Genomic DNA, 13909 nt, shown 5'->3' with positions numbered 1-13909 from the left:
CGGTTATAAAATTACAGCAAAAACCATTGTGTTTTAAAGTATCTGTTTCTCTCTATTTAATAACCAAATCATTTTAAACATTAAATGCATTATATTAATATCATTCGAGTGGAGAAACTTACAATAATTTTATTGTTATTATTATTCGGTCTTAAGGCAAATCCGCAAAAAATAGATTTGATTACCAGGCAGGGGGCTATCCATGTTTTATACGAAGGGAAAGAACGAATATCAGGAGGTGTCCCAATATTCCAGGGGTCTCCCCCTGGGGCTCCTTCTATCATACAATCAGTAGAAAAAGATAGCGTTCTTCTTTTATCAATCCGAGCAGATAATCAGCGATTTATAAAAGGTGATGAGTTTGTTGGTGTTTTTTTCGATAAAATAAATGATTACCAAACAGGTATTTCATTATGGCGCTATGGCCCCTATTTATCATGGACAAAGCCCATCCGTATTGATCCTTTGGGACAAATGGCTGAATCAGATATACAATTTTATTACTGGAAACATTCTGATGGTTTATATGGTGCTGCCTTACCATTGAGTGGCAATGGATATCGCAGTACTTTAGGAAATGACAATAACAGGTGGGGATGTAAAGCATTAACATATAAAAGCCATTATCAGGATAAAGATATTCCATGTATTGCAATTGCATTTGGGGAAAATCCGTTTGAACTTTTTAGCAGGATTTACCGTGTTGCCCTTGAATCGATGGGAAAAGGGGAAAATATACAGGCTAAAAAAATACTTCCTGAACCATTCAATTATATAGGCTGGTGTTCCTGGAATTCCTCTAATTACGGTAAGAAACTTAATGAAGACCTGTTGATTGATGCAGCAAAATCATTTTGTGAGAACAACTTCCCTTTAGGTTGGATTTTGATTGATGATGGGTGGATTCAACATAGGGAACTTATGTTGACATCGTTGGAGCCCCCAAAAGAAAAATTTCCAAACGGGTTTCATATGGTTGTTGACAATTTGAAAAAAGATTTTCGTATAAAGTATATTGGAGTTTGGCATACAATAAATGGTTACTGGCATGGGATTGATTCTATATCTGAACTTGGTAAACGATATCGATCAGAAATGTTTTCGTGGAAGCATAAGGAAAACACAGAAATCAAGGATTCCCTTTTATGTCCCTTTTATTTTATTAGACCCGAAAGTGATTCTTTGTTGGCTTTTTATGAAAGTTGGCACAAATATTTTAGAAGTCAGGGGATTGATTTTGTAAAAGTAGACTACCAATTAATAACGGAACTTATGGCTATTGGTAATTATCCTGTTTTTCAGTTTTCAGAATCAATATACGAAGCAATGAATAAATCAGTGAAAGATAATTTTGATAATGCAATTATTCATTGTATGGACATGACACCTCAGGCATACTTAAATTTTGGGGAAACTGCCGTGGCAAGGTGTGTTGAGGATTATGTCCCATATAAACCAGAAGAAAACTACAATCTTGTACATGGAAATGCTGCTGCACATATAGTTCAAGCACTATATAATTCGATCTATTTTTCACAAATGGTATTTCCCGATCTGGATATGTTTCAATCTCACAATCCAAATGCCGTATTTCATGCCATTGCCCGGGCACTGAACAATGGTCCCATTTATATTACTGATAATGTAGGGAAACAGAATTTCGATGTGCTTACTCCTTTGATTTATGCTGATGGAAAAATCATCAGGTCTCAAACTTCGCTTCTTCCTACAGAAGACTGTCTGTTTACTGTTCAGGATGAAGTGCCGTTTAAAGCCTTCTCAAAGGTTGGCAATAAAGGATTACTGGCAGTGTGGAATGCTGCCGATGCCGATAAAGTTGCGGGGCACATCAAAGTGGCTGATATCAACGAAATTAATGGCAAAGATTTTTTACTATATGAATACTTTTCTAATAAAGTAAGAATGATAAGGAGAGAAACAAAAATCAATATTGAGCTGCTTAGGATGGGATTTAAACTTTTTTATGTTATCCCTGTAACAGATGGTTTTGCTGCAATTGGGCTGACCAACAAATACAATGCTCCGGCAACAATTTTAGCTGAAAATAAAAATGGGAGGTCAGTAAAAGTTAAGGTATACGAAGGTGGAACTTTCAAAGCATTTGTTGAAACAAAACCAAAACAAATAAAAGTAGACGGGGAATTGATTTTTGAATTTAGATACCTTGATCAAATACTTATATTGGATGTTTTGCAGAAAAATTCAGGCGTACATCCTGAGATTGAAATATTATGGTAAAATATATAAATGGTTCATTATGAAAAGGGAAATTACAATTATTATTTGTTCATTTATTTTATCTCTTATTGTTTTTACTATTTCTTGCAAGAGAGAAGTGTTGATTCAGGATAACAACAAAGCCTATGTCTCTTTCCGGATTGGCCCGGCCCAGTCATTGCCGGGGCAACGTTTTAACGAGTTACTGGATTTGTTTGACAAGTACCAGGGGGTAACGGATGAGATTACTTTTTTTACCCATGTCACGCATGCGCCACTACCACTTGAAAAATTCAGTGAACATGTTACGATTTTAAAGCAACGTATGGAACAAGCCAGGCAACGGGGTTACAAAACGGGTATCAACATACTGACGACCATCGGGCACCATAATGAAGACCTGGAAAATTCACTGAAAGGGGATTATACCTTTATGACCGGTATTGATGGGAATGTCAGCCACGGTTCTTTCTGCCCGAATGATGATAATATGCGTGAGTATATCCGTACTATTTACGAGTTAACCACAGAAGCAAACCCTGATTATATCTGGATTGATGATGATGTGAGGCTGGGGCATATGCCAATTGGCTATGGTTGTTTTTGTGACAATTGTCTGAAGATTTTTGAGCAGGAGACAGGAGCCAGGTATACCCGTGAAAGTTTAAAAAAAGCGTTTAATGAAGGGACAAAAGAAGAGAAACTAAAAGTCAGGGAAGAGTGGTTGCAACATAACCGGAATACCATTGCCCGGTTATTTACACTGGTAGAAGAAACAGTGCATGGAATCAGGCCGGATATGCCGTTGGGGTTTATGACGGGTGACCGTTTTTTTGAAGGCTATGATTTCGACAACTGGGCAAAAATACTGGCAGGCGCAGATAATGCCCCGGTGATGTGGCGACCGGGTGGAGGCTTTTATGGCGATACAAACACAGATGGATTGGCAGGTAAGTCACATGATATTGGCAGACAGGTATCTGTATTGCCCGAAGATATTGTTTCTATCCAGTCTGAGATTGAATGTTTCCCTTACCAGCGGCTAAAGAAAGCAGCCAATATTGTAGCGCTTGAAGCCTGCTCGCATATAGCTTCAGGTTGTACGGGCACAGCTTTTAATGTTCTTTCGATGTATGATGAGCCACTGGATGAGTATGAACCGCTAATGGCGCGGTTACAAGAGTCGAGGCCATTCTTTGACTTAATGGCAAAATCACTGGGGCGTTCTGCCATTACAGGGGTTAATACATTGTGGAACAAGGATAGTTATATTACCGGAAACCTGGAGGATGGAAATTGGGTAAGCGCCGGAAATCCTGTTACAGGGCATGATATGTATACTATCGGAATACCAGCATGTTATTCTGTAAACAATGGGCAGGTAACCATACTTGGTAAAGACAATGTTTATGCCTTTTCGAAACAACAGATTGAGGAATTGCTTTCGGGAGGGGTGTACATGGATGCTGAAGCTTTGCAGCAATTGAATAAGATGGGTTTTGGAGAATTGACCGGGTTCGAGGTGGAAAGCTCAGCTGATGTGGACCGGATAGAGAGATTTGCTACCCACCCACTCAACGGCAGCTTTGCCGGGAGGGAACGCGATAACAGACAGTCCTTTTGGAAATCCTTAGCTTACACACTTCGCAAAACCGATGAAAAAGCCCAGGTCCTTTCCAGACTGATTGACTATACAGGAGAGGAAGTATCGGACTGTACCATGGGGGTATTTGAAAATAAACTTGGCGGGCGTATTTGTGTGGCAGGTTATTATCCATGGAATTTCATGGAAAACCTGTCAAAAAGTTCACAGATGAAATCCGTTTTCAGGTGGCTTTCTAAAGATAGCCTACCAGGATATATAGCTTCTTTCCATAGAATGAACCTTTGGATTAGGGAACCGCAGGATGGTAAAATGGCATTGGCATTTTCTAATTCTTCATTCGACCCTGCAAAAGATGTAACCCTGATGTTACGGACAGAAAGCAAAGAAATAAAGGTGTATGATATGGAATGCAGGGAAACTGTGATCCGCTCATCAGGAGAAGACGGGCCTTATCAGAAATTTGTTATCCCGGAGGTTGAGCCCTGGCAAATGAGGTTGGTCGTAACCCAATAATAAAAGAACAATTACTAATGAAAAAAGAGGAAAAAAGAAGTAATGGAAACCCGAGGGTTAAAATAGGGATTACCTTCATTTTAATCACTTTAGGATTTGCAGAAGTTACTAATGGGCAGCAAAGACCTGTTGCCCAAAACAATATTGATGTACAACAATGGCTCGAAGAGCATTTTTCAGAAGGGGTTGTACCTCCTTTCTCTTTTGTTTATGATGGGGAAAATTCGAATAATTTCATTAAAAACTGGCAATTCCAGGCAGAAAAGTTAAAATCGGATAATCCTGATATAGACTGCTCGGTTTTTAAATATTCAGACAATAGGAGTGGCTTGACAGTAAAATGTTTTGTTAATTGTTATAAAGATTTTCCTGCCATTGATTGGGTGTTGAAATTCTCCAACCGTTCGGGGTCAAACACGCCATTAATCAAAGACGTTAGGGTCATTGACCATATATTCCCATATTCTCAGGGCGGGAATTTTATTCTTCACCATGCAAAAGGGAGCAATGCGTCGGCAGGTGATTTTATGCCTTTGCTCGATACATTGCAAATAAACCACGAGATCCGTATGATGCCTGATGGCGGAAGAGGTTCTTCAGATAATACGGCTTTCCCGTTTTTCAATATAGAAAGCCCTTCAAACGAAGGAATTATGGTTGCTGTAGGTTGGACTGGGCTGTGGTATGCCAACGTGGAAAAAGTTGACAACAGATCCGTTTCTTTGGCATCGGGCATGGTTCGTATGAATTTGACTTTATATCCTGAAGAAGAGATCCGTACGCCAAAAATTTGCCTGCTTTTCTGGAAAGGAGAAGACAGGATGGTGGGACATAACCAGTTCCGCCAGTTTGTTTTAGCGCATTATACCCGAAAAATTAACGGGCAATTTGTCGATTTACCCCTGTCAGCAGGGGTAAGCAGAGGGGGGCCTTCTCCATGCAACGAGTTTACCTGCCTGAACGAATCGTATGCGATAGCCACTATAGAACGGTTTAAACAATTTGACATAGTACCTGAAGTATGTTGGATTGATGCCGGATGGTATGAAGGAGGAGATGGCTGGTGGGAAGGTGTTGGCAATTGGAATATCGATAAAGAAAGGTTTCCAAATGGGTTGAAACCAGTCTCAGATGCAGTTCATTCAATTGGAGCAAAATTCTTATTGTGGTTTGAATTGGAACGCGTGCGAAAACATACATGGTTCGAAAAAGAGCATCCTGAATGGTTACTTGAATACCCGGCTACATCCAATAAAGATGACATTTATAATTATAATACCTATCTCTTTGATCTTGGAAATACAGAAGCGCGTTTATGGCTGACCGATTTTGTTTCAGATTTTCTGGAAAAAGAAGGGGTTGATTACTATCGTCAGGATTTCAACTGGGTTGATGGTGAAGGAAGTTGGAAAATGAAAGATAAACAGGGAAGGGAAGGTATCTCTGAAATCCGGTATATCGAAGGGTTGTATTCTTTCTGGGACAGTTTATTGGTTCGGTTTCCTGAATTAGTAATAGATAACTGTGCCAGTGGCGGGCGTCGTATTGATTTGGAAACCATATCCAGGAGCTCTCCCCTTTGGAGGTCTGACCATAGTTTTGGAAAACCCGATGGTTGTCAAAACCACACTTACGGGTTGAATTTTTACTTTCCCCTTCATGGAACTGGTCTTTTTGAGAGTTCGGCATATGATTTTCGATCCAGTATGAGTAGTTCGATGGTGCTTTTCTGGGATATACATAGTTCGGAAAGTTCTATTCCTCAAATGCAAAAATGCATGAGGGATTTTAAACGATTACGCCCATATTATTATGGCGACTACTATCCTCTGACCGGCACCGAGAACCTTATAGGCGATGCTATTTGGTTAGCTTATCAACTAAACCGGCCTGAACAAAAAGATGGGGTTATTCTGGCTTTCCGCCGGGAAAACTGTGAAGAAGAATCCTTGCAGGTCAGATTAAAAGGGTTGGACCCGCAGGCAGATTATGAATTAATTGATGAAGATTCTCAAATTAAGGAAATTAAAAACGGAGAAGAGCTGTTAAAAGGCGTAACCCTCAAATTAAAAGATAAGCCCGGATCCCTTTTGATTTGGTATAAGAGAATTCCATAAAACAGTTTAAAGGAAAAAAATGATAATCCATTCCCGCTATAAGAACAAAAGCAGCATTGTTCTTGAAAACATAAAACTGCGTGCAGAGTTCATCCCGGCCCCCGGTGGCAAACTGGCTTCGCTTATTAACAAAGAAACGGGATACGAGTACCTTTTACAACGGGCAAACAAGCATTACCGTGACCAGTCCTTCGCAGGCGTATATGTTGACGGGGAATGCAGCGGTTTCGATGACATGTTCCCGACCATAGATGCATGCAGGTACGGAAACGAGCCATGGGAAGGAGTTGAAATGGCCGACCATGGCGAAGTATGGTCATTACCCTGGAGGTACTTGGTTGATAACGATACGCTGCGCATGTCGGTTACAGGGGTGCGGTTCCCTTATACCCTTGAAAAGGAAGTTTATTTCACCCATGAAGATTCATTGCGGATAGACTATACCTTAACCAACAACAGCCCCTATGATTTTGAGTTCCTGTGGGCAGGCCACCTGATGCTGAATATGGAAGAGGGGACCAGGGTAGAGGTGCCGGAAGGATGCAAACAGGTTGTAACGGTTTTGTCCAATGGGGGCAGAAAATTTGGAGACGTCAGCCACTGGCCTTTTTTGAAAGATAACCTTGGGAACACCTGCAGGGCTGATATCGCCAGGGCAAAAGCTGTAAAAGGGTTTGAAAAATACTATTTCACGGGCAGGCTTACAGAAGGATGGTGCAGGCTGAAATACCCGGACAATAAAAATAGTTTAAAGATATCGTTCCCTGAAAGTACCGTCCCGTACCTGGGGATTTTAATGAATGAAGGAGGCTGGGACGAATTATACAATATAATTATTGAACCGTGCACGGTTTGTTACGACCGCCCGGATGTTGCAAAGGAGCATGGGCAGGTGAGCAAAGTGGGGGCAAAAGGCACTTACAAGTGGTACATCGAAATTATGGCTTAACATGAAAAACATAGAATAATGGGAAAAAAATTGGAAGGTAAAAAAGCCCTGGTAACCGGTTCCGGTACCGGCATCGGGCGGGAGATAGCCCTGGAGTTTGCCCGGCAAGGGGCGTCCGTTGTCCTGCATTATGCCCACAGTGCGGATGGTGCTGAATTAGCGGTAGCCGAAATCCAATCGGCTGGTGGTAAAGCAACAGCAATAAAAGCAGACCTGGCAGATGTAAAGCAGGCACAAAAACTGTCACGGGAGGCTATTGGTTTTTTAGGGGGGCTTGATATACTGGTAAACAACGCAGGAATTACGATGACCCTCGAATTTGAAAAGGTAAGCCCGGAACAGTTTGATATGCTCTATCAGGTTAACGTCAGGGGGCAATATTTTGTAACCCAGGCAGCTTTGGGGCCATTGGTTGAAAATAGGGGTGCCATCATCAACCTTTCCTCAGTGCACGGAATAAGGGCATGCAAAGGTCATTCTGTATATGCCGGTACCAAAGGTGCCATTATTTCGTATTCCCGTGAGCTGGCTGTCGAGCTGGCGCCTTTGGGTGTACGTGTCAATGTACTTGCCCCGGGGGCTGTGCCGGTCGAAAACCATTATAAAGCAGCAGGGACAGACGATTTTCGCGGACTGGGGCAGTTAATCCCCTGCGGGTTTGCAGGTACGCCGGGCGACATTGCCAAAGCAGCTGTTTTCCTGGCTTCCGGCGATGCAAGGTATATTGTAGGGCAGACAATAGTAATTGACGGGGGGACTACTTCGTGGATGTCATTCAGCGAAGGGTACCATGAAACAGGGCTCCGGCTGGGGAAAGGGTATGTCCCGGGGCTGTAGCTTATATTGAAATCAGGAAAAAAAATCAGAAAAAATGAAAGGTTTAACAGGAGAATTAAAAAAGCGGGTAAGGGAAAAAGATACCCTTCTTGCAGGGTGTGTTATGGATAGCCGTTCAGGGGCTGTTATTGAAATGTACCATGAAACAGGGTTCGATTTAATTATGGTAGACAGGGAGCATAGTGGATTAAACAATGAAACCATACTTGAGCATATCCGCCTGGCAAGGGCTTTAGGTATCCCATGTATGGTCAGGGTTGCAGAACCCGGTTATGCCGAATTGAACAGGACCATGGATTATGCCCCCGACGGAATATTTGTTCCGCGTATCCGCACAAGGGAAGAAGTTGAGAATATCATAAAGATGATAAAATTTCCGCCGAAAGGAGTTAAAGGTTATGGGGCCAGTACCTGCCCTGCCGGGAAATACGTGGGATGGGAAAATCCGTTGGAACAGCTGGATTTTTTCAATAAAAACTTTGTTGTCGGGATACAAATAGAAACGGCAGAGGCACTTGAAAACCTCGATGATATACTTTCAGTGCCGGGGATTGATATTGCCGTTGTAGGAAACGATGATTTATCCCTGGGGATGGGGATACCCACTCAATTTGACAGCCCTGAATACATTGCGGCAGTAAAAAAAATAATCTCAACCTGCAACAAGTATGAAGTACTGCCGGGGATTGCCTGCGGCGACCCTGTCAGGATAAAATTCTGGAAAGAGCAGGGAATGCGCGTTTTCTGGGCAGCTGCCGATATTATGAGTATGTGGCTGTACACGAAGCAGAGCTATAAAGCTATCCGGGAAGAATTGGCAAAAATATAATCAGATGAGACTACCCGAAAAGATGGAACATTTATCGGTTGGTACAAACCAAATTGCCCTTTTTTATCTGGGACAGGCAGGGTTTTGTATAAAAACCCCGGGGAATAAGTTAATCGTAATTGATGCTTATTTATCAGATGCCTGTGAAAGGATGTTTGGTTTCAAAAGGATGATACCACCGGTATTGGAAGCTGAAGAAATGGATGCTGATTTATACCTTTCCACCCATTCCCATGCCGACCACCTCGACCCGGATTCGCTGCCTGTTATTGCAAAAAACGGGAAAACATTTTTTATTGGCCCACCAGATTGTGAAGAGGGTTACATATCAAATAACCTCCCGGGAAGCAGGTATAACATATTGAAAGAAGGAGAAGAGTGGGAAGGAAATGGAATCCGTATAAAGGCGGTATTTGCAGATCACGGCGAACTTGCACCGGATGCAGTTGGCTTGTTGATAGAAACAGGAGGTGTTAAAATATACCATTGCGGGGATACTTGTTTTTCTCCGGATAAAATTAAAACCTCTTTAAATTCGGATGTAGATATCATGATAGCCCCAATTAACGGGCAGTATGGGAACATGAATGCAAAGGAGGCATGTTCCCTGGCGGCAATCGTAAAGCCCAAATTAGTGATTGCCTGCCATTTCTGGATGTTCCTTGAACATGTTTGCGGCGGGGGTCTGGGCGACCCGGCCACTTTTATAGCGGAATCGGCCGGTCTGCCTGAGACTGTTAACGCAAGAGTTATGGCGCCGGGCGAACTTTTAATATATCCCAAATAGGTTTGAATATGGAAAAAAGACCGGTAGTTGCGCGATTGAATGCAAGCACTTTCCCCATGAGCAGTGAAGAGAAAAAAATACTGTCCCGGGTTAATGCGGATATTATAGAAATAGAGGGGGAGACGGATGAAGAGATACTGTCACTATGCCGTGAGGTTGATGCCATAATGATTGTGTCATCCTATTTGAGAGGGGCTGTTATAAAGGCGATGGAAAACCTTAAAATTATTTCACGCCTTGGTACCGGGGTAGATAAAATTGATATGGATGAAGCTACCAGGCAAGGTATCATTGTAACCAACCTCCCGGATTTTTCGACAGACGAAGTTGCTGACCATACCATGGCCTTGCTCCTTTCTGTAGCAAGGCGGTTGAAGTACTATGAGGCCATGATGCGTAAAGGGCAGAGACCCGGATTGATAAACGGAATGCACCGTTTGTCAGTACAAAAACTGGGGGTCATAGGGTTTGGGCGTATAGGCAGGGCAGTGGTAAAACGGGCCAAAGGATTCGGGATGGATATATTGGTTTATGACCCGGCGGTATCATCTGAAGATGTACAAAATGAAGGTGTCAGGAAAGTGGATTTTGAAACCATCCTTACGGAGCCTGATTACCTGTGTTTACTGTGCCCGCTGACAGACAGGACAAGGGGGATGATAAAAATGGAAGAGTTGAAAAAAATGAAACCAACGGCTGTCCTCATCAATACCGGCAGGGGGGAACTGCTCAGCGAGCATGACCTTTCTGAAGCATTGAGGACAGGGGTTATCCGGTATGCAGCAGTGGATGTTTTTGGCGGGATAAATGTGTTTGCAGAAACCGGGTTCCCGGTTAACCACCCTTATTTTTCCCTGGATAACATTTTGCTGACCCCGCATGTGTCTGCTCTTTCGGAAGAGTCGTTAAAGGATGCAAGAACCGGGGGGGCAGAAGCAGTTGTAAAAACCCTTTCCGGAAAATATCCGGCACATATTGTCAACCCCGGGGTACAGTCAGGAATAAAGTTGGTACAGGGATAGAAATGTTTAACCAATTTTCCGTCACCTGTTTTACAGGTCCGGGAAAAAATAATGGATAAAATGGGGATATTAGCAGGATTGTTATTGGTAACCTTCTCCGGATTAGGGACAGGGACAGCCGCCTGGCCTTTTAAAAGGATAAAGGATATACACTTCGGTGAGTTCCTGTTTGTCAGTATGCTTACGGGGTTAATCATCTACCCGTGGGCTGTTGTTTTGTTCAATGTGCCAGACCCTGCCATGGTTATCAAAAGTGTTGGGTTTAAAACATTGCTGGCTTCTAACCTGCTATCGGTAAGTTGGGGCATAGCCAATATACTGTATATGGTTTGTGTCATAAGGATAGGGGCGTCGCTTGCCGGTGCCATCCTGTCTGCATTGGGGATGTCGGTTGGGGTTTTAATCCCTATGATTTTTAAGGGGAGTGGATTATTCAGTAATGCACCAGGCCTTTTTTCAAATACCGGGGGTGCAATCCTTGTTGGGCTGGCTACCCTGATAACCGGTTTAATATTCATAAGTAAAGCCGGATTTGGGCGGGAAAAAGTATTGTCCTCTGGTGAAAAGCAGGAAAAAGGGGAACAATCTTCAAAAAGTTTCTCCGGGGGGTTAATTCTTGCAGTGCTTGCAGGGATACTTTCCGGCGGTATATCCCTGGCATTTGTTTACAGCCAGGAGCCAATTATTGCAGCCGTAAAACAACAGGGGGCAGGAGAAATCACAGCAAACTTTACGGTATGGGCATTAGGGATGTTTGGAGGCGCTTTGGCAAATGTTTCTTATGGGGCTTATCTGATGATAAAAAGTAACCGGCGCGGACAATTTCCTATTCGGAAAGGAGAGTTTTTTTGTGGCGCTTTGGTCGGTTCGCAGTTTATTATTTCTATTGTCCTTCTGGGTAAAGGTATGGTTATGCTGGGGGTGCTGGGTGCATCGGTAGGCTTTGGCATACAACAATCATTGCAGGTTATAGGGAACCAGCTTGTAGGGTTTATTGGCGGTGAATGGAGGGGTATACGTGGCAAGCCTGTGAGATTAATGTATGTAGGACTAATCATTTTACTTGTGGCAGTATGTATTTTTGCATTTAGTAATGCAATCTATTCGATAACTTAATCAATAATAAAACGGGTTTAGGGGATTTTTTAGATGTGATAAAAATATTGCTAACGGGTATCAAAAATTAATATTTAAGGAAAGCAGTAACTTTTCTTTTAATTAATTCATATACAAAAGTTAATTTCTTATTTTTAGACAACTCTAGAAGAAGTGTTTACAAGAATAAAAATGAACTAAAAATAAAATAACCAATAACCAGCGAATTTCAAGTGTCTGTTTATGACAATTCATTAGCCTTTAACAAAACATTTCTGAGATATGAAAAAACATTCAGTTTACTTATTAACCGGTTTACGGATTTTGATAGGGTGGCACTTTTTATATGAAGGAATAGCAAAGTTAATAACTCCCGGATGGAGTGCCCAATCATATCTGTTGGGATCCCGATGGTTTTTTGCGGACATTTTTCACCAGATGGCATCCTCCCAGGGAGTTATGGAAGTGGTTGACTTTCTGAATGTATGGGGCCTTATACTCATTGGGTTATCGTTGTTTACTGGATTGCTGGTTCGCTGGTCGTCCGTTGCCGGATCCATCCTTTTGTTTTTTTATTTTGTGGCCTATCCGCCCATTCCGGGTTACTCCTTTGGCACTGTTACTGAAGGAAGCTACCTGTGGGTAAACAAAACCCTGATTGAGTTTTTTGTTTTACTTGTTTTCGTTTTTCTCCCTGCCGAATCTTTTTTCGGGGCTGACCGGTTAATCAAAAGGTGGAAGCAGGAAAAAGCTCATGCTCCCGTACCCCGGACAAAAAAAGAAAAAACATCTTTGCAACGACGTGAACTGCTGCGCGATTTGATCAGCATCCCGTTCCTGGGAGCTTTTGCCTATGCGGCCTACAAAAAACAGAAGTGGGACAGTTTCGAAGAAAAATTCCTCACCGGCAAACCGGATGCAACAACCAGCGCAACCCTTAAAAGTTTCAATTTTTCTTCACTTAACGAATTAAAAGGACAAATTCCAAAAGGCAGGATAGGGGATATAGAATTGAGCCGGCTGATAATGGGCGGCAACCTGATAGGTGGTTGGGCTCATGCCCGCGACCTACTCTATGCTTCCGAACTTGTAAAAGCGTACCATACCGATGAACGGGTAATGATGACCCTGCAACTGGCCGAAAAATGTGGCGTTAATACAATCCTGACAAATATTGCAATGGCAAGGATAATAAACAAATATTGGCATGAGACGGATGGGAAAATCCAATTTATTTCCGATTCCGGACAAAATGAAGAGAATATTATTAAATCGGTTGAAGCAGGAGCCTCCGCCATTTATTTCCATGGTGGAGTTGCTGATAGATATGTTCAGGAAGGAAAATTTGATGAGATTTCAAAATCATTGGAACTCATCAGAAGTTATGGCAAGCCGGCTGGCATAGGCGGTCATCTGTTAGAAACCATTCAAGGATGTGTAGAACAAGGTATCAAACCCGATTTCTGGATGAAAACGCTGCACCACCACAATTACTGGTCAGCACAGACTGATTCAGAACAAAAAAGGACTGTAGATGAAGGATACAAAGACAATATATTTTGTTTTAATCCCCAGGGAACAATTGATTACATGAACAGTCTGGAAGAACCATGGATAGCTTTCAAAATTATGGCAGCCGGGGCTATTCACCCGAAAGATGCGGTGCCTTATGCATTTAAGAATGGGGCTGACTTTATCGTTATGGGTATGTACGACTTCCAGGTAGTGGAAGATTGCAATATTATGCTGGATGTGCTTGATTCTGATTTTTTAAAGCACAGGCAAAGGCGCTGGCTTGCCTGAAAGCAGGAGACATAGAATGATAAAGTGGTGGTGAAAAAATGTTTTCAACGTGGTTTGTCTGTCCATTGAACGAGTTTCTGCAATTATAGAAAATTGGAATGGGCTTAAATTGC

At 42.3% G+C, this 13909-nt stretch carries 10 protein-coding genes; all 10 read left to right on the top strand.

Annotation, left to right across the window (positions count from 1 at the left end; genetic code table 11):
* The first annotated feature begins 108 nt into the window (after positions 1–108).
* The 10 genes from D1164_RS16720 (at position 109) to D1164_RS16675 (ending at position 13796) form a co-directional block, all read left to right on the top strand.
* On the top strand, positions 109–2259 hold the full coding sequence (locus D1164_RS16720) for a Sip1-related alpha-galactosidase (protein ID WP_172594496.1): 2151 nt from the start codon (positions 109–111) through the stop codon (positions 2257–2259).
* 19 nt (positions 2260–2278) lie between these two features.
* Entirely contained in the window at positions 2279–4357 is a 2079-nt protein-coding gene (locus tag D1164_RS16715) for a hypothetical protein (protein WP_147372209.1), read from the top strand.
* A 17-nt stretch (positions 4358–4374) separates the two neighbouring features.
* On the top strand, positions 4375–6474 hold the full coding sequence (locus D1164_RS16710; RefSeq protein WP_119351040.1) for an alpha-galactosidase: 2100 nt from the start codon (positions 4375–4377) through the stop codon (positions 6472–6474).
* 19 nt (positions 6475–6493) lie between these two features.
* The gene (locus tag D1164_RS16705) at positions 6494–7423 is read left to right on the top strand and encodes an aldose epimerase family protein (protein WP_119351039.1); all 930 of its coding nucleotides are present in this window, start codon (positions 6494–6496) and stop codon (positions 7421–7423) included.
* An 18-nt stretch (positions 7424–7441) separates the two neighbouring features.
* Positions 7442–8260, top strand: coding sequence for an SDR family NAD(P)-dependent oxidoreductase (locus D1164_RS16700; protein WP_119351038.1), 819 nt, complete (start codon positions 7442–7444; stop codon positions 8258–8260).
* A 34-nt stretch (positions 8261–8294) separates the two neighbouring features.
* Positions 8295–9089, top strand: coding sequence for an HpcH/HpaI aldolase family protein (locus D1164_RS16695; protein ID WP_119351037.1), 795 nt, complete (start codon positions 8295–8297; stop codon positions 9087–9089).
* A gap of 4 nt (positions 9090–9093) precedes the next feature.
* Entirely contained in the window at positions 9094–9876 is a 783-nt protein-coding gene (locus D1164_RS16690) for an MBL fold metallo-hydrolase (protein WP_119351036.1), read from the top strand.
* Positions 9877–9884: 8 nt separating this feature from the next.
* Positions 9885–10898: a C-terminal binding protein gene (locus D1164_RS16685; RefSeq protein ID WP_119351035.1), complete on the top strand. Its 1014-nt coding sequence runs from the start codon at positions 9885–9887 to the stop codon at positions 10896–10898.
* 60 nt (positions 10899–10958) lie between these two features.
* Complete coding sequence (locus D1164_RS16680; RefSeq protein WP_172594495.1) at positions 10959–12014, top strand: L-rhamnose/proton symporter RhaT; 1056 nt, start codon at positions 10959–10961, stop codon at positions 12012–12014.
* 261 nt (positions 12015–12275) lie between these two features.
* The gene (locus D1164_RS16675) at positions 12276–13796 is read left to right on the top strand and encodes a DoxX family protein (protein WP_119351033.1); all 1521 of its coding nucleotides are present in this window, start codon (positions 12276–12278) and stop codon (positions 13794–13796) included.
* Positions 13797–13909 lie beyond the last annotated feature (113 nt).

The sequence above is a fragment of the Mariniphaga sediminis genome, from assembly GCF_003573545.1.
Lineage (GTDB): Bacteria > Bacteroidota > Bacteroidia > Bacteroidales > Prolixibacteraceae > Mariniphaga > Mariniphaga sediminis.
The sequence above is the reverse complement of the archived record's forward strand: the minus strand, read 5'-3'. Positions and strand labels throughout refer to the sequence as shown.